Genomic DNA, 23,001 nt, shown 5'->3' with positions numbered 1-23,001 from the left:
AATGATCGTATTGCCCGCCCCCTCAGCTTTTTATTTTTAAAACACCGTTTCATTTTTAATTGAATTTCTGTTTAACCTCTCCTATTCTTGCCCTATAGAGCAAGCGTTAATGACATAAATAGTTGAGGTGAGCATGATTCAGGAAGCTTTTCGTCTCGAAGGTAAAGTAGCCATCGTCACTGGATGTGACACCGGCCTTGGGCAGGGTATGGCAGTGGCGCTGGCTGAAGCGGGCTGCGATGTAGTCGGCGTGAATCGTAAAATACCACATGAAACCGCAGAGAAAATTAACGCCCTCGGTCGACGTTTTATGGCTATTCAGGCCGACCTCAGCCAACAAGATGCTCTCACCAGCATCGTGACACAATCGGTGTCGGCGTTTGGCCGGATCGATATTCTGGTCAACAATGCGGGAACCATACGCCGTCAGGATGCGCTGGACTTCAGTGAAAAGGATTGGGATGACGTGATGAATCTGAATCTCAAATCTGTTTTCTTTCTGTCACAGGCCGTGGCGCGCCAGTTTCTGGCTCAGGGCAATGGCGGAAAAATTATTAACATTGCCTCGATGCTCTCTTTTCAGGGCGGAATCCGCGTCCCTTCCTATACAGCATCAAAAAGCGGCGTACTGGGCATCACTCGCCTGCTCGCCAATGAATGGGCGGCCAAAGGAATTAATGTCAATGCTATCGCACCCGGCTATATGGCGACCAATAATACCCAGCAGCTGCGCGCAGACAGCGAGCGCAATCAGGAGATTATCGATCGTATTCCCGCAGGGCGCTGGGGCACGCCAAATGATCTGAAAGGCCCGGTCGTATTCCTCGCAAGTTCCGCCTCTGACTATATTCATGGCTATACGCTAGCCGTGGATGGCGGTTGGCTGGCGCGGTAATGGCGCACTTGTGACAAAGGGTTACAACGTCACCTCTTCCGCCTACTGTATAAAACCCCTATACTGTATGAATCGACAGTTTATTGGGTTTTATCATGACGGCGGAAGGCCACCTTCTTTTTTCTATTGCCTGTGCGGTATTTGCCAAGAATGCCGAGCTAACGCCCGTTCTTGCGCAGGGTGACTGGTGGCATATTGTTCCTTCCGCCATTTTAACGTGCCTGCTGCCGGATATTGATCATCCCAAATCCCTGCTGGGGCAGCGTCTGAAGTGGATATCAAAACCCATTGCCCGGGCATTTGGTCATCGCGGGTTTACGCATAGCCTGCTTGCAGTCTTTGCCCTGCTGACCACGTTTTACCTGAAAGTCCCGGACACCTGGATAATACCGGCTGATGCCTTACAAGGTATGGTTCTCGGTTATCTCAGCCATATTCTGGCCGATATGCTGACCCCGGCGGGCGTTCCCCTGCTTTGGCCCTGCCGCTGGCGTTTTCGTCTGCCCATCCTCGTGCCGCAAAAAGGCAACCAACTGGAGCGGTTTCTATGCATGGCACTGTTCGCATGGGCAATCTGGATGCCGCAGACCGTACAAGAGAACAGCGCTGTACGCTGGTCTTCGCAGATGATTAATACGCTACAAATGCAGTTCAATCGTTTCATAACGCATCAGATTGACTAATAAATCAGCCAAAAAGTCATTTTCGGTATAAACAATTCCATTTGAATATAAGAGGCATGTCACAGTTCTGCTAATCTTGCGCCAACAGAATCACCTTTAAACGGTGATACGCATAATAAGATCAGGAGAACGGGGATGAACTTTCCTTTAATCGCGAACATTATCGTGTTCATAGTGCTGCTGTTCGTGCTGGCGCAAGCCCGGCACAAACAGTGGAGTCTGGCCAAAAAAGTACTGGTCGGTCTGGTCATGGGTGTCGTGTTCGGCCTTGCCCTGCACACCATTTATGGTTCCGACAGCCAGGTTCTTAAAGATTCCGTACAGTGGTTCAACATTGTCGGCAACGGTTATGTCCAGTTGCTGCAGATGATTGTTATGCCGCTGGTATTTGCATCTATTCTCAGCGCCGTTGCGCGTCTGCACAATGCCTCTCAGTTAGGTAAAATCAGCTTCCTGACCATCGGAACGCTACTGTTTACCACGCTGATTGCCGCACTGGTTGGGGTTCTGGTGACCAACCTGTTCGGCCTGACCGCCGAAGGTCTGGTGCAAGGTGGTGCCGAGACGGCCCGTCTGAACGCGATTGAAACCAACTATGTTGGTAAAGTGGCTGACCTCAGCGTTCCGCAACTGGTGCTGTCGTTTATTCCGAAAAACCCGTTTGCCGATCTGACTGGCGCCAACCCGACGTCGATTATCAGCGTAGTTATCTTCGCAGCATTCCTGGGTGTAGCCGCACTGAAACTGCTGAAAGATGATGCACCAAAAGGCGAGCGCGTTCTGGCGGCTATCGATACCCTACAAAGCTGGGTGATGAAGCTGGTTCGTCTGGTGATGCAGTTGACGCCGTACGGTGTTCTGGCGCTGATGACCAAAGTGGTTGCCGGTTCCAACCTTCAGGACATCATTAAGCTGGGTAGCTTCGTCGTGGCCTCTTATCTCGGTCTGGGCATTATGTTCGTGGTTCACGGGATCCTCTTGGGTATTAACGGCGTTAGCCCGCTGAAATACTTCCGTAAGGTGTGGCCGGTGCTGACTTTCGCCTTCACCAGCCGTTCCAGCGCAGCCTCAATTCCGCTGAACGTTGAAGCGCAAACCCGTCGTCTGGGCGTGCCTGAATCCATCGCCTCTTTCGCCGCCTCTTTTGGCGCCACGATTGGCCAGAATGGTTGTGCGGGTCTGTACCCGGCAATGCTGGCAGTAATGGTCGCGCCGACCGTTGGAATCAACCCGCTGGACCCAATGTGGATTGCCACGCTGGTTGGTATCGTGACCGTGAGTTCCGCAGGGGTTGCGGGTGTCGGTGGCGGTGCAACGTTTGCCGCGCTGATCGTTCTGCCTGCTATGGGTCTGCCGGTCACGCTGGTTGCGCTGTTGATCTCCGTTGAACCGCTGATCGATATGGGGCGTACTGCGTTGAACGTAAGCGGTTCCATGACTGCCGGTACACTGACCAGTCAATGGCTGAAGCAGACCGATAAAACAATTCTGGACAGCGACGATAACGCCGAACTGGCGCATCGCTAAGTCTGTCAGCTAAAAAACAAAAAACCGCCGGAGTATCATGATCCGGCGGTTTTTTTATATCCATTAATCGCTCAGTTCATTTTCCTGACGAACCTGATTAGCCCAGCGCTGCGCTGATTCCGGGACCGTAAATGCAGGCGAACGTTGAAACGACTCCCCCATTAAGACAAAAGCGACATATTTTCCGCGCAGTATCCATACGTCACGAAACACATCCATTTTAATCGCATGCTCTGGTGGAGCGGGCTCCACGCGAGGAACATAGCTGATAACCGGACGATTTTGTTGGCGAAGAGGTTTCATAATCAGTTGCTTCACTAAAGACAAATTCTTAAATTCAGAAAACCGCTATCTTAGCCGATTTTGCCTCCTGACGTCCTGCCTTGCGTGCGCTGTTTGCCTGGTTCATCGCGCTTTACGTCATCAACCTGTACCTGCGCCGCTGAATGAGTGGTCTATAGTTAAAGTTTTTGACAGCAACAACGACCCTTTCAGCGATGAAAACAGGAGACGAGTTTAATGTCACAGAACGATAAGCACCCACTCCATCACTCAGCGCCGGTTCATGATGCCAGCGAATCCCAGCCAGGACTTGACTCACTGGCGCCAGCAGACGGTTCACATCAGCCAGCGCCTGAACCCACGCCACCAGGCATGCAACCCACCACATCCGGCAGCTTAAAAGCACCTGACGTCACAAGTGACAAACTCAACGCGCTGGACAGTTTTCGCAAAGGAAGCGAGGATTTTGCCCTGACCACCAATCAGGGCGTGCGCATTGCGGACGATCAAAACTCTCTGCGCGCCGGAAACCGTGGGCCAACTCTGCTGGAAGACTTCATCCTGCGGGAAAAAATCACCCATTTTGATCATGAACGCATCCCGGAGAGGATCGTACATGCCCGAGGTTCTGCCGCTCACGGTTACTTTCAGCCCTATGCCAGTCTCAGCGCGACGACGAAAGCGGACTTTCTGAGTGATGAAAATAAAATCACCCCGGTTTTTGTCCGATTCTCTACGGTTCAGGGCGGCGCAGGCTCTGCGGATACGGTCAGAGATATACGGGGATTTGCGACCAAGTTTTACACTGAAGAGGGCATTTTCGACCTGGTGGGAAACAATACTCCCATCTTCTTTATTCAGGATGCCCATAAATTCCCAGATTTCGTCCATGCGGTTAAACCGGAGCCGCATTGGGCCATCCCGCAGGGCCAAAGCGCCCATGACACCTTCTGGGATTATGTCTCATTACAGCCTGAAACGTTGCACAACGTCATATGGGCAATGTCCGATCGGGGTATTCCGCGCAGCTATCGCACGATGGAAGGCTTTGGTATTCACACATTTCGGTTGATTAATGCGCAAGGGAAAGCCACCTTTGTCCGTTTCCACTGGAAACCGCTGGCAGGCAAAGCTTCGCTGGTATGGGATGAAGCGCAAAAACTTACCGGTCGGGATCCCGACTTTCATCGCCGCGATCTGTGGGAGGCGATTGAAGCGGGCGATTATCCGGAATATGAACTGGGGCTACAGCTCATTCCTGAAGAGGACGAATTCAAGTTCGATTTTGACCTGCTCGATCCAACGAAATTGATACCTGAAGAACTGGTTCCGGTACAACTCGTCGGTAAAATGGTGCTAAACCGCAATCCGGACAATTTTTTCGCCGAAAATGAGCAAGTAGCTTTTCATCCCGGACACATCGTCCCGGGCATCGATTTTACTAACGATCCCTTGTTGCAGGGCCGCTTGTTCTCCTATACCGATACCCAGATCAGTCGTCTGGGCGGGCCCAACTTCCATGAAATCCCAATTAATCGCCCAACCTGTCCGTATCATAATTTCCAGCGTGACGGCATGCATCGCATGGACATCGATACTAACCCGGCCAACTATGAACCGAATTCCATCAATGATAACTGGCCGCGTGAAACACCTCCGGGGCCAAAACGCGGTGGATTTGAGTCGTATCAGGAACGGATTGAAGGAAACAAAATCCGCGAACGCAGCCCCTCTTTCGGCGAATACTATGCGCAGCCTCGTCTGTTCTGGCTAAGTCAGACGCCAATTGAACAGCAGCATATTATCGGCGGATTCAGTTTCGAACTTAGCAAAGTTACGCGCCCCTATATCAGAGAAAGAGTGGTCGAACAGTTAGCTCATATTGATACTGCCCTCGCCACGGCGGTTGCCAGGAATCTGGGTTTTGAACTCACTGAGGAACAAACCAAAATTATACCGCCGGCCAATGTCAACGGTTTGAAAAATGCGCCGTCACTCAGTTTATATGCAGGTGCGCAAGGTGAGATTAAGGGCCGTGTGGTCGCCATTTTACTTAATGACCAGGTGAAATCGGCCGATCTGCTCGCCATCATGCAAGCCCTACAGGCCGAAGGTGTTCATGCAAAACTGCTCTATTCCCGAATGGGGAATGTGGTTGCCGACGATGGCTCCGTTCTGACAATCGCCGGTACCTTTGCGGGTTCGCCATCCCTGACGGTCGATGCAGTCATTGTTCCATGTGGGAATATTGCGGATATCGCAATGAACGGAGATGCCCGATATTACTTACTCGAAGCGTATAAACACTTAAAACCTATCGCCCTGGCTGGCGATGCTCGTCGGTTTAAAGCAACGTTGAATATCAAAAAGGAAGGAGAAGAAGGCGTGGTGGAAGCGGACAGTGCAGACACACAGTTCATGGATACCCTGCTGACGCTGATGACCGCGCACCGCGTCTGGTCACGCGCCGGAAAAATAGACACGATTCCGGCCTAAAAAAATGCGGCGCATTAAGCGCCGCAAACTCAGGAATTACACGTTCAGAAAACTGCCAAGACGATAACCGCGCTCCGCAATAGCATATTTCAGTGACGAAGACGTCAGCACGTCGAGCTCAGTTAAGCGGGGGTAACAGTAGGCACTTTGACGAATGATGTCATCGATAAAAGCCGGATGACACATCACTTCCAGCGAGGATTCTCCGCGATCGGCTGACGCATCAAGCGTCTGCAAAAACAGAGCTTCAGAAATCGCCTCACCGTAAAACTCGCTGCTGAATCCCTGGGAAGTCCGTAAGGTTTCCGGTAAGTCAGACGCCTGGAATACCGCCTGACGATCGATACGCAACGCAATCCCCTTCTGGGCAGCAAACCTTGCTACGATAGGGAAAATTTGCGGGAACATATGCACATGGTGATGGCTATCCAGATGCGTCGGCTCCCGCCCGAACAGGTCAATAAAACGCTGATACTGTGCGGCCAGTTCCTGAGAAATTTCATCCAGCGGCAGAGTGTCTTCCTCAGCCATCTGCCAGATCCATTTCCCCAGTACCCCGTCACGAGTAAGGCCCGGCATTGCCGTCAACGGCCTGCCCAGCGTCAGAACAAAGTGCATTCCGACGGCAAGTTCAGGTATGTCGCGACTCAGCTGTACCGCATGGTCAATTGCCGCACCGTTAATCAGCGCCGTTGTCGAGGTGACAACACCATTGCGACAAGCTTCAACAATGCCGTAGTTTTGTCCTTTACTCAGGCCAAAATCATCCGCATTTACAATCAGTACGCGTTCCATAGCCGACCTCAGTTAGTGTTGTTCGCTTTTGAGTTTCTCAATGCACCCGGCGAAGTTTGGCAGCCATTTTTCATGCGCCAGAATCAGTTCACGCGCCAGAATTTCGGCATCGCTGTCAGAATGCACCAGCGGGCTCAGGTTCAGCGCCAGCAGCACATCATTCAGCTCACCGCTCAACGCTGCGTTGCTCGCCGCCACTTCAAAACCTTTAATGGTATAGATAAGGCCGAGCACTTTCTCATCAAAATGGGTAATTCGCGGATGCGGCGTAGCACCGTTGCGCCCCAGCGTACAGGTCATCTCAACCGCCCAGTCGGCAGGAATATTATCAACATGCCCATGGTGAGGAACGTTGACATAGTGCTCGGTCTGTTTGTCATTGTAGATGGCATTGATCACTTCACAGGCCGCATCGGAGTAATAGGCCCCGCCGCGCTGCTCCAGCTCTTTCGGTTTAACGTTTAGCTCAGGATTTTTGTAGAGCTCAAACAGTTGTTTTTCAACTTTTTGTACTACCTGAGCACGTGCGCCACCCTTATAGTACTCGCCCATTTCGATCGCCAGCATCTCTTTTGGCTTGAAGTAGTACAGCAGATACGAGCACGGCAGCAGCTTCAGCGAACGAATCAATCCTTCGCTGAACGGCAGGTCGAAGATGTTCTTCACGCCAGAGGCTTTCAACTGACCCGAAGCAACGCCGTCAAGCAGTTCATCAAAGCGTGACACACCGTTGACCAGAACATCCTTAATGAAGACCATATGGTTCAGACCAAACAGGTCGATAGATAAGTCATCGCTCTCTTTCAGCGCCAGCACGTCGCTGATGAACATTTTCATGCCGATCGGAATATTACATACGCCGATGAATTTCTTGAAATTCGTATGGCGATAAACCGCCTCAGTCACCATCCCGGCTGGGTTAGTGAAGTTGATCACCCACGCATTCGGGCACAGTTCTTCCACATCTTTAACAATATCAAAGATAACCGGAATGGTACGCAGGCCTTTGAACAACCCGCCAGCGCCGTTGGTTTCCTGCCCCAGATACCCGTGGCTCAGCGGAATGCGTTCATCCTTTTCACGGGCTTGCAGCTGCCCTACACGCAGCTGGGTGGTAACGAAATCAGCATCTTTCAGTGCTTCACGGCGATCCAGCGTTTTAAACAACTTCATCGGCACGCCGGCTTTATCGATCATGCGCTGGCATAGGTCAAAAATAATGTCCAGTTTCTCTTTTCCACCGTCGACATCAACCAGCCACAACTCAGAAACCGGTAATTCATGATAGCGCTTAATAAAGCCTTCAAGTAATTCAGGGGTGTAGCTGCTCCCGCCACCGATAGTGACGACTTTTAATTTCTGGCTCATACTTTCTCCCTTCAGTGTCAAAACACTGACGTGTATTATGCTCAACCCGTATGTCAGGTATAGCGTGGCTGTCCCGACGCTATTTTGGGCAAGCTATAAAAAATGGGTTATTGGCAAATAATATCTACTGATTAAATTCAGTTAATTTCTTACGGTAGCTATTCGGTGTAAACGACGTCAGCTTTTTAAACGTTTTAATAAACAAGCTTGGACTACTGTAGCCAGACTCGTAAGCAATATCCGTTACAGAATAGTTCGTCATTTCCAGCTGTTTTTTAGCAAAGTTAATGCGGATTTCATTAATAATCTGCATCGGCGTTTTGCTGTAATAACGCTGGGTTGCGCGGGTCAGGTACTCCTGGGATTTCGCGGACAGTTGTACCATATTTTCCAGCGCATTCTCGCTAAACTGCCGTTTGTCATGCATGGTCTCAACGGTGGTTTTAAGCCACTGCGGAATATCATCCAACACCTGCTCTTCGCGGTGATGACGTAACCGATTAATAATATAGAAGGTGACCACTTCTACAAATTCATCCAGTCCGCTCTCGCGAAAGTTAAGTGATGCAATAACCGTTTCAATATAGGTAAGAAACGAGTTATTCGCCCGATAGACCTGCGATGCAACGAAACAAAATGGCAGTAGCGGGTGATAGTGCTGTTCAAAAAAACGTTTACTGATGCCGACGTTAAGGATCCTTGTCGCACCAAAATCATAAAAACTTTGGTGGTGCGATCCCAACGGGATAAAGACAAAGTCTCCACGTTCGAGTAGTACGCGTTTGCCGTTGATTTCCTGATAATAGCGCCCGGTTAAAACCAGGGTAAATTCATAGTAGTCATGCTGATGCAGCCCGCTGATACTCTCAGTTTTGTTATAGATGAACACATGGAAATTTTTGCCATTAAACAGTTGCTGTTCATAAACAGTTTTGATTTCCGGTGCGTTAATCTGTAGCTGCATTATGCACTCCTCGCTATTTCAGCTTTTCGTGAAGTTCAATCAGTTCAGTCACCAGCTCACGCGCCAGCATTGATGTCATCAGGTGGTCCTGCGCGTGGACCAGCACCAGGCTAACTTTCATTTTACCTTCACCCTGATCGCCTTCAATCAGTTTCGTTTGCACGAGGTGCGCTTCGTTCAGAGCCAGACGAGACTGGTCCATCATCGCCTTGGCCGACTCGAAATCGCCTTGCTTGGCCATTTTAAGTGCGCCGTACGCCAGGCTACGCGCCTGACCGGAGTTGATGATGAGGCCCATCACCACTTCTTCAAGTTCTTCTGCTTCGGACTGCGTGTCGACGATATTCTCGATATCCAACATACTTTTTTCCTCTGGTTCAGTCCGGCATGACCGTGAAGCCATGCCGGATTAAATTTAGAATTTCAATGCGTTAGCGATATCTTCTTCGCTTTCTTCTTGGTCAATAACGTTCTGCGCTTTGTTGGCTACCACCACGAACGGCAGGTAAACCAGCGTTGCGATACCGAGGTTGAACAGCGCGACCAGCAGAGCAGCGACACTACCGTTGGTGTTAAAGAACGCGCCCAAACCGGTTGGCATGGTCCACGGTGCAATGTTGGTAATCGGTGGAATAATGCCTGAGTAATAAGCTGCCAGCGTAATCGCCGCCAGTATCGGTTGCACCAGGATGAACGGGATAAACATCACCGGGTTCATGATGATCGGCAGACCGAACAGGATAGGTTCGTTAATCTGGAACAGACCTGATGGCAGTGCCAGTTTAGCAACCTGACGATAGTCAGGACGACGCGATGCCAGGAAGATAGCGATAATCAGACCCAGCGTTGCCCCGCTACCCCCAAGGAAAATATAGGAGTCGAGCATCGGTTTCGCCCAGACGTGGAACGTCTTACCGGCTTCCAGCGCGGCATCTACGGAACCAAACTGTTGGTAGATAGAGATGTTTTCCAGCGCCCATGGCGTCATGATACCGCTGTCCAGCGCAGTCAGCGCCAGTGAACCGTGAATACCAAAGAACCACAGCAGCGGAACAAAAATCACGTAGGCCCAGCCCACCACGCTGCCCAACGACGCCAGCGGAGTTGAAATGGAATCCATAATGATCTGGTGGAAGTTCGTACCCCAGGTGTTCAATGCCCAGGCGATGATCCCCATAATGGAGAGGATAAGGAAGCCAGGAATCAGCGCAGAGAAAGAGCGCGATACAGATGTCGGTACGCTATCAGGTAATTTAATGACCCAATTGCGACGAACCACAAAGGTGAACATTTCCGCGACCGCGAGGCCGATAATGATACCGGAAATAATATTGGCACCGCCGAGCCAGTTCGCACCAACGGCATAGGCTTCACCCACGCTATAAGGCGTTACGGTCATAAACGCGGCGACAGATAACAGCCCGGCAGCCAGTGAGTCGACTTTACGTTCTTCTGCCAGCGCCATGCCGATAAAGAACGGTGCCATCAATGACATGATACCCAGCGTACCGTTATAGACGTTTCCACCAATGCCTTTCAAGCTATTCAGCGTTTCAATAGTTGAAGCATCAAGTCGAATGCCCATTGAATAAAAAAACGACCCCTCCCCAAAGCTCAGGAAAACGTTATTGATTAATACAAACATGGCCCCTGCGAGGGTTAACGGCATTAAACGAATAAAACCGTTCTTGATTGCATTAACGTGTGGCTGCTTTCCAATTTTTACAGCAAAAGGAAGGAGTACCTTTTCAAGTGAAGCAATAGCGTTACTCATAGAAAAATACCCTTAAATACCGCAATTAAAAATTGCGGTGAATGTTAATGAAATAACTCTTTGACGGGAAAAATTAAAATAAAATAATTAATTTGCTGCGGCTTTTTTAATTGCTGCAACAGCAGCCTTAAGCACGCCTAAACCATCGACTTTGCCATACAGCAGCGAGTCAATCACTTCCACAGGCTTGTTGGGTAACAAACGCTGAATTTCGGGCAACATATAAGCAATTTGTGGACCTAATAACACGACATCGGCCGTTGGACCTTTTTCTCCGGCCAGCGTTTCAGGAAACGCTTCAATAATAACCGGCACTTCGTATTTTTCGGCCTGAGCACGCATCTTCGAAACCAACAATGAAGTCGACATGCCCGCAGAACAAAACAGATAAATGTGTTTCTTTTCCATTAAAACGATCCTCATATGCGATTATCTGTCAACCAGACACTCCGCAAGCCATAACCTGCATCCATGCTCTGGGTAACTTGCGTCAGCTAAATTACTTTTTTAGGTGGCTGAAATGAGTATACGGGATTGCACCAGTGGATGGTATTTCCTTGACCAACTAAATTGTCTCTCCTTGACCTGTCGTTATGACCCCCCTCACATTTCGGGCAAATAATTCGCGGCAATAAATAAGATCGTTCGGCACAAAAAAACCGGCACGATGGCCGGTTCGTCTGAATGCTCAGGCAATAAGCAGTTGTTACTTCTTCGCCGCCTGCGGGTCGGTGTCGTACTCTGCGCAGGTCTGGTAACCGGAGTTAATCACATGTCCGGTGTCATCTAAAGCAACAAAATAGGTTTCAGCTTTACCATCTCGTTGACCCAGGATGTAGGTCTGGCATGTCCCTCGCGCATGAATCATGCTGACTTCAGAAGAAGGTTTACCGGCAATCTGCGCCACCTGCGCCCGGCTCATCCCTTTCTTCACATCTTTCACCACGGGCTGAACAAATTGGTCTTTGGTACGATCGTAAGCCGTACACCCTGCCAGCATAGTCAAAACAGCCGCTGCACTCAGAATTCCTGTTAGGTTCTTGTTCATATTCCGTCCTCTTGTATTTCAGCGTGTTATATAAGCCTGGAGCACAACAACGCATTTTTCAAGCAATCAGATGATACTTAGGCAGTTTCGGAAAATTCTATTAAAACAAAATGATGCTCGCATCCCTTGTCGTTTGGGCCTCAACGCGATAATTTTAACACATCATTTTTTTGATCATTTTATTTTCCATAGGGGGTTAAATGACTCTGCAGCAAGAGATAATCCAGGCGCTTGGCGCAAAACCGCACATCAATGCAGAAGAAGAAATTCGCCGCAGCGTGGATTTCCTTAAATCTTATCTGCAGACCTACCCCTTTCTGAAATCACTGGTATTAGGGATTAGCGGCGGGCAGGACTCAACGCTCGTGGGAAAACTATGCCAGATGGCTATTTCCGAGCTTCGCGAAGAAACGGGGAATGACGCGCTGCAGTTTATTGCCGTACGTCTGCCATATGGCGTTCAGGCTGATGAACAGGACTGTCAGGATGCCATCGCCTTTATCCAACCGGACCGCGTACTCACCGTCAATATTAAGGGTGCGGTACTGGCCAGTGAACAGGCCCTGCGTGAAGCGGGTATTGAACTGAGCGATTTTGTCCGTGGCAATGAAAAAGCCCGTGAACGTATGAAGGCTCAGTACAGTATCGCCGGCATGACCAGCGGCGTTGTCGTGGGAACCGATCATGCAGCAGAAGCCATCACCGGATTTTTCACCAAATACGGCGATGGCGGTACTGACATTAACCCTATTTTCCGTTTGAACAAGCGTCAGGGTAAGCAACTGCTTGCCGCGCTGGGTTGCCCGGAACATTTATATAAGAAAGCACCAACCGCCGATCTCGAAGACGATCGTCCTTCTCTGCCGGATGAAGCCGCATTAGGCGTCACCTATGACAACATCGACGATTATCTGGAAGGAAAAACGCTGGCTGCCGACGTCGTGAAAAAAATTGAAGGCTGGTATCTGAAGACCGAGCACAAACGTCGCACACCGATTACGGTGTTTGATGACTTCTGGAAAAAAGCGTAATTCTTTTAGTCACATATTGCCGGATAGCACTGAGATCACCGCTGTCCGGTCCCTTTTCCTGATCTGATGCCGCTTTTTTAATCGGTTCCAAACTGCTACACTGGATGAATAACCAGCATCCGGAGTGAGAAGTGGTACGGCGTCAATCAGCCCCGCGCCTGACATTTGAGGCAGCGGCAATCTATGAATATCCTGAGCACCTGCGTCCATTTTTGAGTGAGCTTCCCGCTGTACCAGGCGTCTATCTGTTTCACAGTGAAAGCGACACTATGCCGCTCTATATTGGTAAAAGCGTCAATATTCGCAGCCGCGTGATGGCACACCTGCGTACCGCAAACGAAGCAGCAATGCTGCGTCAGGCCAAACGCATTAGCTGGATTTGTACCGCGGGAGAAATTGGTGCCCTGCTGCTGGAAGCGCGATTGATCAAAGAACAGCAGCCGTTGTTTAATAAACGACTGCGGCGCAATCGTCAGCTTTGCGCCTTGCAGCTTACCGACCGAACTGTTCAGGTTGTCTACGCACGAGATATTGATTTCTCCCATGCCCCCAATCTGTTTGGCCTGTTTGCCAATCGTCGCGCAGCGCTACAAGCGTTGCAAAGCCTCGCGGATGAACAGCAGCTGTGCTACGGCCTGTTGGGGCTGGAACCCCTGAGTCGCGGGCGCGCCTGTTTTCGCTCCGCGCTTAAGCGATGCGCCGGAGCGTGCTGCGGGAAAGAGAGTCATGAAGCCCATCATTTGCGTCTGTTAGAGGCGCTGGAAAGAGTGAGAGTGATTTGCTGGCCATGGAGCAATGCCATTGCGCTGCAGGAAACCCGCGCTGAAATGACACAGTACCATATCATCAACAACTGGCTGTGGCTGGGAGCCGTTTCAACGCTGGATGAAGCGGCTACCCTGGCGCGTATGCCGGCCGGCTTTGACCATGATGGCTACAAAATTCTCTGCCGGCCTGTTCTGTCTGGTCAATATGACATTATTGAACTGCGTCCGGAGAATGGCCCGGCATCCAGTTAATCTCGCTGAACAGCAGTTTTCCCTCGCGCTCCAGCAGTCGTAAGGTGTGTTTACCGTCGTGCCAGCTTGCACCCTGATCGGCGGTCAGTAGCTTATCGCCCAGTTGCCAGGCACCGCTGATAACAAATACCACGCCGCCGCGCGAACCAAAAGTCGTAAACGTGCGGTCGGCAACTCTGACTTTCGCCTGGCAGACATCCCGTCGGGTCATGATATTGAAATCCATCGACATCTGCCCTTCTGTCAGCTTCGCTTTTACCACCTTGTCACCGGCAAAGGTAAAAGGCTGATGCTGTTTCAGAGTATGTGTGAAGGTGTTTGACTCTTCCAGGGTCACTTCTCCACCTTCCAGCAGGGTAATCACGCGTTCTACGCCGGGAAAGAGAGAAAACTCTCCGTTGGCTGCAATGGAGGCGATACTCGCCCGCCAGTGAAAATCTCGTGTTGCTGGCGGAAAACAGCAAATCTCACGGGTTTCTCCCGCACCATTTCGCCACAGATTGACCGGCATTTTGCGGATATCAAAGTATTCCATCATCCCTCCAGAAAGACGCAGCACGGCAACCCGCCGTAAACAGGCAGCCATAAATCATCATTGGTATGTTCACCCTGCAGATTATTGTTATCGGCAGCAGAGTTGATTTGCCTTAGCGATGAACCCGGTGTTTTGCAAAAAAGAATAACGCGCTGATCCAGGTAGAATTTTCACGGGCTTCAGGAGAATAGCGTGTCGTGTGTCCGGTGCAATAGGCAGGAAAGAAAAAACCGCCGATCCTGCCCACATCGTTAAACGTGTTGTGGACAAGAGCGGCGGTCTTGAGTTTGGTTTCACGCTGTGCGGCAATCAGTGCAACACAGCATGAATGATTTAGTGTAGACGCTGATCGATTACTCGGCAGCTTGTGGCATTTTACCTTTCTGCGCTGCACGTTCTGTCAGACGCTTCTCAAAATTGGCATTAAACTGCTTTTTCTGTTCCGGGGTCAGAATGTTGTAAATCTTGTTCTGAGTTTCCATATGCGCCAGCATGTTGGCTTTGCGCTGTTCTTCCATCTTCGCAATCTGCGCTTCGGCTTTCGCTTTATCGAAACTATCGCTGGCAATAATGTCGTGCATCGCGCGACGCTCTTCCAGCGGCGGACGTTTCATCTGGTCGCGTTGACCTTTCATGATCTCGCGAATCTGCTGTTTCTGAGCATCGGTCAGGTTCAGGTCTTTGAACATCATGTCGTGATGCGGAGCGAATTTACCGTTGTGGTGCATCATCGGTTTGGCATCAGCTGGCGCAGCTGTTGTGGTGTCAGCGGCGTGAGCCAGGTTGGCAGCACCCAGGGCCAGAGTAGAGGCAACAAACAGAGCAGTCAGTTTACGCATAATTTCTATCCTTTCTTTCAGTTATTTTTACGACACTCATGCGACTCTTATGCAATGTGATGTCGTGTTGACGAGATTAACTTTACCGGCTTAAGCGTCAATTAATCAGAGCAACGGTAAAACAGTGAAAGTATAAAAAACAAATTTTCATCAATTATGAAGAAAAAAAGAATAAATTGCGCAGAGTTGCAATAAAAAATTACAACAGGATGATTTTGAAAGGATTATGAAGAACTATACCTGAAACCTGATTATTAAGAAAGCAATTCACCAGGAATAATCCGTAATAAATAAAAACAGCACGCAAAAATAAGCCCTGAAGGATAAACCTGCAAGGCATATATATTTATCACATTTTTTGGAGCATCAGCCCGGCACGTAAACCACAGGCCACGTTGGGATTCGGAAAGAGAACGTATTCAACATCATGGGTGACAATAAAACGTTCATCACCGTCCTGCGCCAGCAAGGTTCCCTCTTTAAAAGGGGTAAAGTTGAGCGTCTGGTTATCCATATGAAGAATGAAATCGTCGCTACGTCGCGTGATTTGCGACACTACGCGGTAGCGCAGCGGAGATGTTTCTCCCGTCGATACTCGCTCGCCTCGCAGCAACTGCGCCAGTGCGTCTGCCGTTTGCGCAAACTGGGACAGATCGTTTTGTCCAAACGGTAGCGCTTTACCGAGTTCCAGCGTACAGGCCAGTGCGCCAAAATGTTCCCCGCTAAAATGGGTGAAGGTACCGCCAGGCGTCTGATGAAAGACCAGCGCCTCCAGTCCCGCATCTCCCAGCCATTCAAGAAAACCCTCATCCCAGGCAACGTTGCGTTGTGGCAACACGCCAAAGCGCAGATGCTGTGAACCGCGAATCGCGGTGTGTAGATCCAGATGCCAGCGTGCTGGCTCTTTCGCCCGCGAATAAAAATCCTCCAGACACAGCTCAAGCTCATGGGCTCGGCGCGTTTCTTCACTCGCGGTAAAAATCTGCCACCGGCCGCCAAACATACGATTCAGGTCGCTATGACAATACCGTTTTCCCGCAGCAAGCGCCTGCGGGTTTCCCAGAATCACCAGTAGCCGCCATGTTAGTGCCAGCTCGCCGCTAAATAACCTGGACAACAATGAGTCGAGTATCTCTACCGGCGCGGTTTCATTGCCATGGATCCCCGCAGACAGCACCAGAGAATGTTCAACGGGTGCAAGCGGCGTCAGTTCCAGAATTCCGTGACCGATCCACTGCCAGTCAAAACCATGAATGGTTCCTTGCGTTTTCTCTGGAGTGGCGCCTGCGAGCGTGATAGCCAGAAAGTTATCCATGGCGCATCCCCTCCAACTGGAAAGGATACACAGAGCCGAGGTTAAGCAATTGCGTCAGCGTATCCAGCGCTTCACGCCCCTCGCGCAACAGCTGTGGGTCGGCAAGGTCGGCAGCGGTAAGACGATCGCGATAGTAACGGTCAACCCAGTTATTCAACGTGTTAAACAGCATATCGTTCATGATAACCGCCGGATTCACCGCCTGCTGTTCCTGCAAGGTGAGCACCACTCTCAGGCGCAAGCATGCCGGACCGCCGCCGTTGGACATACTTTCACGCAGATCGAATACCCGCAGGTCATCGATCGGATTGTCTTCCTCGAGAAGACGGTTCAGATAGCGCCACACGCCAGTATGCTCCCGGCACTCCTGCGGCAGGACCAGCATCATCGAACCGTCGTCACGACTCAGCAACTGACTGTTAAACAGATAGGTAGTCACCGCATCCTGCACCGAAACCTCCGCAGTCGGGACTTCCAGCGGGGTAAAACCTGCCACCTGACTACGCAACTGCTCTAATAACGCCTGCTGTCTGACAAACGCCTGCTGATGACAAAACAACACCTGGCGATTCGACACCGCAATCACATCGTTATGAAACACACCAAGATCGATGACATCCGGATTTTGCTGAGCAAAAATACACTGATGCGGGTTAACCTGATTCAGTCGTGCGACCGCCTCACTGGCCTCACGGGATTGCCTTGCCGGATAGCGCTTCGGCTGGGATGCATTGCCTTCTTCACGACCGTAAACAAATAGCTGTACACCGGGATCGCCGTAATCTCCACCGAGGCGGTTATGGTTTGCCGCCCCTTCATCACCGAAAAGCGCAACCTGGGGTAACGCACCGTGGACAGCAAAACTATTCTCATCACGGAAAATCGCCCGTAGCAACGCTTCGGTAGTAGGAGCTTCCAGCGAACGGTGGAACTTATTATTCAGATTCGCCACCGTCAGATGCACTTTCCCGTCCAGCGAATCTGCTGAAGGGCAAACCGTTGCCGCATTCGCTACCCACATAGGCGATGCGGAGCTGGCACTGGAGAGCCAGTGAGGTGCCTGACGCGCCACTTTCTCCAGCACCTGTTCATCACTGCCGCTAAAACCCAACTGACGCAGAACCGGAATAAAAGGCCGCTCGTGGGGGGGGATCACCGCCTGAGGAAAACCCGCATCCGCCAACGCTTTCATCTTTAGCAGACCTTGCTTCGCCGCCAGACGCGGGTTCGACACCTGAAATCGATGTTTGGTTGAGGCCTCATTACCAAATGACAATCCAGCATAGTGGTGAGTCAGTCCCACCAGGCCATCAAAATTTACCTCACGGGCTTTCATAGATTATCCTCGCGAGAAAAATCCAGCCCGGGGCTAAGCGCCGTTGGCAGCGTTAAGACCGGTGATTCCAGACTTGCCATCGGCCAGGCGCAATAATCTGCGGCATACCACGCGCTGGCGCGATGGTTCCCGGAAGCGCCAACGCCGCCAAACGGTGCGGTACTCGCAGCGCCGGTTAACGGCTTATTCCAGTTGACGATCCCTGCTCGTGCCTCCAGCAGTAGCTGTTCAAACTGGCCGCGATCGGGCGAAACTAACCCACACGACAGTCCAAAGCGGGTGTTGTTCGCCACACGAATCGCCTCATCAAAACTGTCATAACGCCATACGCCAAGCAGCGGCCCAAAAACCTCTTCATCAGGTACGTTCGCCGCCCCGGTCAGTTCAATGATTCCAGGGGTCAGCAGTGACGTTCCGGCTTTCACCAGACGTGGCGCCAACAGCGTACGTCCCCCCAACGACGCCAGACGCTGCCAGGCATCATAGACATGCTGCGCGGCCTGTTCGGAAATCAGTCCGCCCATAAACGGCTGCGGTTCCGCATCCCAGTTACCGGGCATTAAACGCTGACTAACCTCTACCAGACGCGTCAGGAACGCATCACCCTGCGCGCCTTTTTTAACTAACAGGCGGCGGGCACAGGTACAGCGCTGTCCGGCGGTGACAAATGCGGACTGAATGGTCAGATGTACCGCGGCATCAATATCCTCCGGATTCTCAATAATCAGCGGATTATTACCCCCCATCTCGAGGGCGAGGATTTTTTCCGGTTGACCGGATAACTGCCGATGCAACTGATAACCGGTATTGGCACTGCCGGTAAACAGCAGACCATCGAGGTCTTCCAGCGCACTCAGCGCCTGCCCTGTTTCACGTCCGCCCTGCACCAGGTTCAGCACGCCCGGCGGCAATCCCGCCTGTTCCCACAGCTTTGTTACTGTTTCACCGGTCCACGGCGTCAACTCGCTGGGTTTGAAAATCAACGTATTGCCTGCCAGCAATGCCGGAACAATATGGCCATTGGGTAAATGACCTGGGAAGTTATACGGACCAAAAACCGCCAGCACGCCGTGTGGGCGATGGCGCAACGTTGCCGCGCCATCCGGTAGTTCGCTGTGCTGCTCTCCGGTACGGGCATGGTAAGCTTTGACGGAGATGGCGATTTTATTGATCATCGCCGTCAGTTCAGTCGCGGCTTCCCAGCGTGGTTTGCCGGTTTCCCTGGCGATAATCTGGGTTAGCTCGGACTTATTGCTTTCCAACAATGAAGCAAACTTTTCAACAATCGCCTGGCGTTCACTGAAGGGCTGTTTAGCCCAACCGGCAAAAGCTGCACGCGCAGCCTGGCACGCTTGCGTCACCTGCGTGGCATCGGCATCATTGCCGTGCCACAGCACATCACCACCTACTGGGTTGGTTTTCACCCGGCGCTCGCCCAGTCCCGTCACCCAGTCACCGTTTATCCATAGTGTCATGCTGTTTTCTCCTCTGCACAAAGACGCACAAAACGTACATGGTCGCCCGCGTGGCATTTCAGGGCATCCAGTTGTGCCGCCGTCAGTACCAGACGTTGGGTATCCGGGTCTGCGCGAACCAGCATGACGCGGAAGTTTTGATAGTTTTCATTGGCAACCAGACAGGCCGGATAATCGCCGGTTGCTGGCTGACCTTCCGCCACTTCCACCAGCCTGCTTTTACGAATCGCCCGCACCCGGTCAATATCGCATTCCAGCGTCGGTCCGCCGTCGAAAATATCGACATAGTTGCGATAGCGAAAGCCCTCTTTCTCCAGCACCGCCCGCGCGGGCGCCGTTTGCGGATGAACCTGACCAATCACGCTTTGTGCTTCATCAGACAGGAAATCGGTGTAAATAGGATGCTTGGGCATTAATTCAGCAATAAACGCTTTTTGCCCTGTTCCGCAGAGAAAATCCGCCCGGCTGAATTCCATTGAAAAAAAGCGTTTGCCGAGGCTTTGCCAAAACGGCGAGTAACCGTGTTCATCAATCACGCCGCGCATCTCAGCCACGACCTTCTCATTAAACTTGTCACGAAACGCGGCCATAAACATAAAGCGTGATTTTGACAACAAATAGCCGTTGCCTTCTTTTCGCCAGTCCGGATCGAGAAACAGCGTACAAAGCTCGCTGCTACCCGTGTGATCGTTACTCAGAAACAACGTCGGCAGCGCGTTATACACATTCAGCTCTTTCGAGGCGTGGACCAGTGTGCCGACCCGATAGTTGTACCAGGGATCGTTAAGTCCTACCGCCACCTCAATGGCGCAAATCCCGGCCACAGTTCCGCTGGCGCTGTCTTCCAGCACAAACACATATCCCTGCTCACTTTTGGGCAACTCACCGCGCCAGGTTTGTAGCGAACGTTCGATACGCGCCATTAGCGTCGCTTCATTCGCCGGTAGCGAGGTCAATCCGCCGCCGGTCTTACCGGCAAGCTGCATCAACGCGGTGATATCAGCACGTTCAATGGGACGAATCACCATCATGATGAACCTCCTGCTTTAATGCGTTCGCAGGCCAGCGCAAAGCGATCCAGTCCGGTGGCAACTTCTTCTTCGCTGACATTGAGCGCTGGCGCAAAACGCACCACGTTAGCGCCAGCAATCAGTACCATCACCCCGGCAACAGCCGCTTCTTGCGAGATGAGTTTCGCTTTCCCGGCAAATTCCGCGTTCAGCACGCAGCCGATCAGCAGCCCGAGTCCTCGAATTTCACTAAACAGTCCAAAACGTTCGTTAATGGCGTTAATACGCTCCACAAACCAGTCGTGGCGCTGTTTTACTCCGTTGAGCACTTCCGGCGTGTTAACAATTTCCAGCAGTTTACCCGCCACCGCCGTCGCCAGCGGGTTGCCGCCGTACGTTGTACCGTGCGTACCCACCGTCATCACACTGGCGCAATGCTCTGTCGCCAGCAGTGCGCCGATGGGGAAACCACCGCCCAGCGCTTTAGCTGTCGTCAGCAGGTCCGGCGTAACGCCGTAATGCATATAGGCATACAGCTCGCCAGTACGGCCAACCCCGGTCTGAACCTCATCAAAAATCAGCAGCGCATTATGGCGATCGCATAATTCACGCAACCCCTGCAAAAACGCGTTTGTTGCCGGCACCACGCCGCCTTCGCCCTGGACAGGCTCGACGATGACCGCACAGGTCGTGTCATCAATCAGTTGGCTGGCAGAATCGAGATCGTTATACACGGCATGGCGGATATCCGGCGGCAGCGGCGCGAAATCCTGTGAATAGGCGGGCTGACCGCCGGCGCTGACGGTAAACAGCGTGCGGCCATGGAAGGCATTTTTAAACGCCACAATCCCGCTCTTCTGGCTGCCAAAACGATCGTGGGCATATTTACGCGCCAGTTTTAGTGCCGCTTCGTTGGCTTCTGCGCCGGAGTTACAGAAGAAAATGCGCTCGGCGAAGGTGGCGTCAATCAGCTTTTTCGCCAGACGCAATACCGGCTCGTTGGTGTAGCCATTTCCGGTATGCCAGAATTTGCTCGCCTGGTCGTTTAATGCCTCGCGCAATGCCGGATGGGCGTGACCCAGCGCGTTAACCGCAATGCCTCCCGCGAAATCGATATACTCTTTACCCTGCTGATCCCACAGACGTGAACCTTCACCCCGCACCGGAATAAAAGGGGCCGGAGCGTATACAGGCATCATCCATTCATCAAAATTTTCACGCGTAATTGACAGAGACATAGCGACCTCAACGGTAAATAAAAGGTTATTTATATGTTAATAAATATAGTGTTTGCGGTGTAAATGTAGATTGCAGGGTTCGTGCCAGCCAGCGAAAAAAGTGCATAAACGGAGGTCGAGGACGGAATATCAACAGGTTACAACGTGACGATATTCACTATACGTGCATATAAAGTGAATATGTTTGCGCATCAGGTGACTAAACAGAGGAAAAAACGCAGTTTTATTCAGTCGCCAAATATAATTCTGGAATTGTGATCGTATACGAAATTTTTCGGAAATTATTGCTCCATTCCGGCGCGCTTCGCGCCAAAACGGTGCAGTTTTTGCTCCATCGTTAACACCATTAGCAATCATTGTTGGAATCAGGTGACAAGAAGCAGTCAGTCTGCAGAAATTCTGCTACCATCCTTGCACTATTCATCTTGCAAAGTGGCAGTGACTATGAAATTTGTCTCTTTTAATATCAACGGCCTGCGTGCCCGTCCCCATCAACTGGCAGCCATTGTCGAAAAACATCAACCGGATGTTATTGGCTTACAGGAGACAAAAGTCCACGACGATATGTTCCCTCTCGAAGAGGTAGCAAAGCTCGGTTACAACGTCTTTTATCACGGCCAGAAAGGCCATTACGGCGTCGCGTTGTTAACGAAAGAAACGCCAATTGCGGTACGTCGTGGCTTCCCGGGCGATGACGAAGAAGCGCAGCGTCGTATTATCATGGCAGAAATTCCGTCCCCTCTGGGCAACATCACTGTGATCAACGGCTATTTCCCGCAGGGCGAAAGCCGCGACCATGAAACTAAATTCCCGGCCAAAGCCGCGTTTTACCAGAACCTGCAAAACTATCTTGAGACAGAGTTGAAGCGCAACAATCCTGTATTGATCATGGGCGATATGAATATTAGCCCAACCGATCTCGATATCGGCATTGGCGAAGAGAACCGTAAACGCTGGCTGCGTACCGGAAAATGTTCCTTCCTGCCGGAGGAGCGTGAGTGGATGGAACGCCTGCTGGGCTGGGGTCTGGTGGATACCTACCGTCACGCAAATCCTGAAAAGAATGACCAGTTCTCGTGGTTTGATTACCGCTCAAAAGGCTTTGACGATAACCGTGGCCTGCGTATCGATCTGCTGCTGGCGAGCAACCCATTGGCGGAACGCTGCGAAGAAACCGGCATCGACTATGAAATTCGCAGTATGGAAAAACCGTCCGACCATGCGCCGGTATGGGCTAAATTCCGCGTCTGACCTTCTATGTTTTGTTACTCTCCGGGCCCGGCCTGGAGAGTCTGTTTATTCTGTGCAAAATCAATAAAGCGACGGTAATACATTGTTGCGGCCGGGAATTTATTATATCTTCGCGCGCAC

Annotated in this window: 22 protein-coding genes; 7 read left to right on the top strand and 15 right to left on the bottom strand. The window is 51.3% G+C overall.

Annotated elements, in window-relative coordinates; translation table 11 throughout:
- Nucleotides 1-133: 133 nt before the first annotated feature.
- From kduD to tcyP, 3 genes are all read left to right on the top strand, one after another.
- The gene (gene kduD / locus WC1_RS14045) at nucleotides 134-895 is read left to right on the top strand and encodes a 2-dehydro-3-deoxy-D-gluconate 5-dehydrogenase KduD (RefSeq protein WP_003840907.1); all 762 of its coding nucleotides are present in this window, start codon (nucleotides 134-136) and stop codon (nucleotides 893-895) included.
- Nucleotides 896-978: 83 nt separating this feature from the next.
- On the top strand, nucleotides 979-1,578 hold the full coding sequence (locus tag WC1_RS14050) for a metal-dependent hydrolase (protein ID WP_086551139.1): 600 nt from the start codon (nucleotides 979-981) through the stop codon (nucleotides 1,576-1,578).
- A 135-nt stretch (nucleotides 1,579-1,713) separates the two neighbouring features.
- A complete protein-coding gene (tcyP, locus tag WC1_RS14055; RefSeq protein WP_003840905.1) occupies nucleotides 1,714-3,105 on the top strand; it encodes a cystine/sulfocysteine:cation symporter in 1,392 nt (463 codons plus the stop codon).
- Nucleotides 3,106-3,168: 63 nt separating this feature from the next.
- Here tcyP and cedA read toward each other — a convergent pair whose 3' ends face one another.
- Nucleotides 3,169-3,432 carry a cell division activator CedA gene (gene cedA / locus WC1_RS14060; RefSeq protein WP_071599130.1) on the bottom strand — a complete coding sequence of 88 codons (264 nt, stop codon included), beginning with the start codon at nucleotides 3,430-3,432 and terminating at the stop codon, nucleotides 3,169-3,171.
- Nucleotides 3,433-3,624: 192 nt separating this feature from the next.
- Between cedA and katE the strand changes: the two genes are divergently transcribed.
- Nucleotides 3,625-5,883 (top strand): catalase HPII, encoded by a 2,259-nt coding sequence (katE, locus tag WC1_RS14065; RefSeq protein WP_003840904.1) that lies wholly within the window; start codon nucleotides 3,625-3,627, stop codon nucleotides 5,881-5,883.
- 36 nt (nucleotides 5,884-5,919) lie between these two features.
- On the opposite strand, the gene chbG is transcribed toward katE, so the two are convergent.
- The 7 genes from chbG to osmE form a co-directional block, all read right to left on the bottom strand.
- A complete protein-coding gene (gene chbG, locus WC1_RS14070) occupies nucleotides 5,920-6,678 on the bottom strand; it encodes a chitin disaccharide deacetylase (RefSeq protein WP_016150124.1) in 759 nt (252 codons plus the stop codon).
- 12 nt (nucleotides 6,679-6,690) lie between these two features.
- A complete protein-coding gene (locus tag WC1_RS14075; protein WP_003840902.1) occupies nucleotides 6,691-8,046 on the bottom strand; it encodes a 6-phospho-beta-glucosidase in 1,356 nt (451 codons plus the stop codon).
- Between the two features lie 124 nt (nucleotides 8,047-8,170).
- The gene (chbR, locus tag WC1_RS14080; RefSeq protein WP_085951594.1) at nucleotides 8,171-9,013 is read right to left on the bottom strand and encodes a transcriptional regulator ChbR; all 843 of its coding nucleotides are present in this window, start codon (nucleotides 9,011-9,013) and stop codon (nucleotides 8,171-8,173) included.
- Nucleotides 9,014-9,023: 10 nt separating this feature from the next.
- Complete coding sequence (chbA, locus tag WC1_RS14085; protein WP_003030618.1) at nucleotides 9,024-9,371, bottom strand: PTS N,N'-diacetylchitobiose transporter subunit IIA; 348 nt, start codon at nucleotides 9,369-9,371, stop codon at nucleotides 9,024-9,026.
- A gap of 54 nt (nucleotides 9,372-9,425) precedes the next feature.
- The gene (gene chbC / locus WC1_RS14090; RefSeq protein ID WP_003030619.1) at nucleotides 9,426-10,784 is read right to left on the bottom strand and encodes a PTS N,N'-diacetylchitobiose transporter subunit IIC; all 1,359 of its coding nucleotides are present in this window, start codon (nucleotides 10,782-10,784) and stop codon (nucleotides 9,426-9,428) included.
- Nucleotides 10,785-10,871: 87 nt separating this feature from the next.
- Nucleotides 10,872-11,192, bottom strand: coding sequence for a PTS N,N'-diacetylchitobiose transporter subunit IIB (gene chbB / locus WC1_RS14095; protein WP_003840900.1), 321 nt, complete (start codon nucleotides 11,190-11,192; stop codon nucleotides 10,872-10,874).
- Between the two features lie 298 nt (nucleotides 11,193-11,490).
- Nucleotides 11,491-11,832: an osmotically-inducible lipoprotein OsmE gene (gene osmE, locus WC1_RS14100; protein WP_003030621.1), complete on the bottom strand. Its 342-nt coding sequence runs from the start codon at nucleotides 11,830-11,832 to the stop codon at nucleotides 11,491-11,493.
- 200 nt (nucleotides 11,833-12,032) lie between these two features.
- On the opposite strand from osmE, the gene nadE reads away from it, so the two are divergent.
- Both nadE and cho read left to right on the top strand, forming a co-directional pair.
- Entirely contained in the window at nucleotides 12,033-12,863 is an 831-nt protein-coding gene (gene nadE, locus WC1_RS14105) for an ammonia-dependent NAD(+) synthetase (protein ID WP_016150123.1), read from the top strand.
- A gap of 131 nt (nucleotides 12,864-12,994) precedes the next feature.
- A complete protein-coding gene (gene cho / locus WC1_RS14110) occupies nucleotides 12,995-13,882 on the top strand; it encodes an excinuclease Cho (protein ID WP_016150122.1) in 888 nt (295 codons plus the stop codon).
- On the opposite strand, the gene ves is transcribed toward cho, so the two are convergent.
- The 7 genes from ves to WC1_RS14145 form a co-directional block, all read right to left on the bottom strand.
- Complete coding sequence (gene ves / locus WC1_RS14115; protein ID WP_003030626.1) at nucleotides 13,842-14,417, bottom strand: environmental stress-induced protein Ves; 576 nt, start codon at nucleotides 14,415-14,417, stop codon at nucleotides 13,842-13,844. The two genes, cho and ves, sit on opposite strands and share 41 nt — an antisense overlap.
- Nucleotides 14,418-14,770: 353 nt before the next feature.
- Entirely contained in the window at nucleotides 14,771-15,256 is a 486-nt protein-coding gene (spy, locus tag WC1_RS14120; protein WP_003030629.1) for an ATP-independent periplasmic protein-refolding chaperone Spy, read from the bottom strand.
- A 349-nt stretch (nucleotides 15,257-15,605) separates the two neighbouring features.
- Nucleotides 15,606-16,571, bottom strand: a complete 966-nt coding sequence (gene astE, locus WC1_RS14125) for a succinylglutamate desuccinylase (protein ID WP_016150121.1) — start codon at nucleotides 16,569-16,571, stop codon at nucleotides 15,606-15,608.
- Complete coding sequence (gene astB / locus WC1_RS14130; protein WP_003843447.1) at nucleotides 16,564-17,907, bottom strand: N-succinylarginine dihydrolase; 1,344 nt, start codon at nucleotides 17,905-17,907, stop codon at nucleotides 16,564-16,566. The genes astE and astB overlap by 8 nt, the downstream gene beginning before the upstream one ends.
- Complete coding sequence (gene astD / locus WC1_RS14135; protein ID WP_016150120.1) at nucleotides 17,904-19,382, bottom strand: succinylglutamate-semialdehyde dehydrogenase; 1,479 nt, start codon at nucleotides 19,380-19,382, stop codon at nucleotides 17,904-17,906. Before astD ends, astB begins: the two co-directional genes overlap by 4 nt.
- Nucleotides 19,379-20,413 (bottom strand): arginine N-succinyltransferase, encoded by a 1,035-nt coding sequence (gene astA, locus WC1_RS14140; RefSeq protein WP_003030637.1) that lies wholly within the window; start codon nucleotides 20,411-20,413, stop codon nucleotides 19,379-19,381. Before astA ends, astD begins: the two co-directional genes overlap by 4 nt.
- Nucleotides 20,410-21,630, bottom strand: a complete 1,221-nt coding sequence (locus tag WC1_RS14145) for a succinylornithine/acetylornithine transaminase (protein WP_003840894.1) — start codon at nucleotides 21,628-21,630, stop codon at nucleotides 20,410-20,412. Before WC1_RS14145 ends, astA begins: the two co-directional genes overlap by 4 nt.
- Before the next feature lie 444 nt (nucleotides 21,631-22,074).
- Here WC1_RS14145 and xthA point away from each other — a divergent pair, with 444 nt between their 5' ends.
- Nucleotides 22,075-22,881, top strand: coding sequence for an exodeoxyribonuclease III (xthA, locus tag WC1_RS14150; protein ID WP_016150119.1), 807 nt, complete (start codon nucleotides 22,075-22,077; stop codon nucleotides 22,879-22,881).
- Nucleotides 22,882-23,001: the final 120 nt, after the last annotated feature.

Origin of the sequence: Citrobacter sp. KTE30 (assembly GCF_000398825.1) — a bacterium.
Taxonomy (GTDB): Bacteria; Pseudomonadota; Gammaproteobacteria; order Enterobacterales; family Enterobacteriaceae; genus Citrobacter; species Citrobacter freundii.
This window is presented reverse-complemented; position numbering and strand designations above follow the sequence as displayed.

What these genes read in the sequence shown, in the direction of transcription:
- kduD (WP_003840907.1), top strand. Translation starts at nt 134, where the DNA reads ATGATTCAGGAAGCTTTTCGTCTCGAAGGTAAAGTAGCCATCGTCACT.
- tcyP (WP_003840905.1), top strand. Translation starts at nt 1,714, where the DNA reads ATGAACTTTCCTTTAATCGCGAACATTATCGTGTTCATAGTGCTGCTG.
- katE (WP_003840904.1), top strand. Translation starts at nt 3,625, where the DNA reads ATGTCACAGAACGATAAGCACCCACTCCATCACTCAGCGCCGGTTCAT.
- chbG (WP_016150124.1), bottom strand. Translation starts at nt 6,678, where the DNA reads ATGGAACGCGTACTGATTGTAAATGCGGATGATTTTGGCCTGAGTAAA.
- WC1_RS14075 (WP_003840902.1), bottom strand. Translation starts at nt 8,046, where the DNA reads ATGAGCCAGAAATTAAAAGTCGTCACTATCGGTGGCGGGAGCAGCTAC.
- chbA (WP_003030618.1), bottom strand. Translation starts at nt 9,371, where the DNA reads ATGTTGGATATCGAGAATATCGTCGACACGCAGTCCGAAGCAGAAGAA.
- chbC (WP_003030619.1), bottom strand. Translation starts at nt 10,784, where the DNA reads ATGAGTAACGCTATTGCTTCACTTGAAAAGGTACTCCTTCCTTTTGCT.
- chbB (WP_003840900.1), bottom strand. Translation starts at nt 11,192, where the DNA reads ATGGAAAAGAAACACATTTATCTGTTTTGTTCTGCGGGCATGTCGACT.
- osmE (WP_003030621.1), bottom strand. Translation starts at nt 11,832, where the DNA reads ATGAACAAGAACCTAACAGGAATTCTGAGTGCAGCGGCTGTTTTGACT.
- nadE (WP_016150123.1), top strand. Translation starts at nt 12,033, where the DNA reads ATGACTCTGCAGCAAGAGATAATCCAGGCGCTTGGCGCAAAACCGCAC.
- ves (WP_003030626.1), bottom strand. Translation starts at nt 14,417, where the DNA reads ATGGAATACTTTGATATCCGCAAAATGCCGGTCAATCTGTGGCGAAAT.
- spy (WP_003030629.1), bottom strand. Translation starts at nt 15,256, where the DNA reads ATGCGTAAACTGACTGCTCTGTTTGTTGCCTCTACTCTGGCCCTGGGT.
- astE (WP_016150121.1), bottom strand. Translation starts at nt 16,571, where the DNA reads ATGGATAACTTTCTGGCTATCACGCTCGCAGGCGCCACTCCAGAGAAA.
- astB (WP_003843447.1), bottom strand. Translation starts at nt 17,907, where the DNA reads ATGAAAGCCCGTGAGGTAAATTTTGATGGCCTGGTGGGACTGACTCAC.
- astD (WP_016150120.1), bottom strand. Translation starts at nt 19,382, where the DNA reads ATGACACTATGGATAAACGGTGACTGGGTGACGGGACTGGGCGAGCGC.
- astA (WP_003030637.1), bottom strand. Translation starts at nt 20,413, where the DNA reads ATGATGGTGATTCGTCCCATTGAACGTGCTGATATCACCGCGTTGATG.
- WC1_RS14145 (WP_003840894.1), bottom strand. Translation starts at nt 21,630, where the DNA reads ATGTCTCTGTCAATTACGCGTGAAAATTTTGATGAATGGATGATGCCT.
- xthA (WP_016150119.1), top strand. Translation starts at nt 22,075, where the DNA reads ATGAAATTTGTCTCTTTTAATATCAACGGCCTGCGTGCCCGTCCCCAT.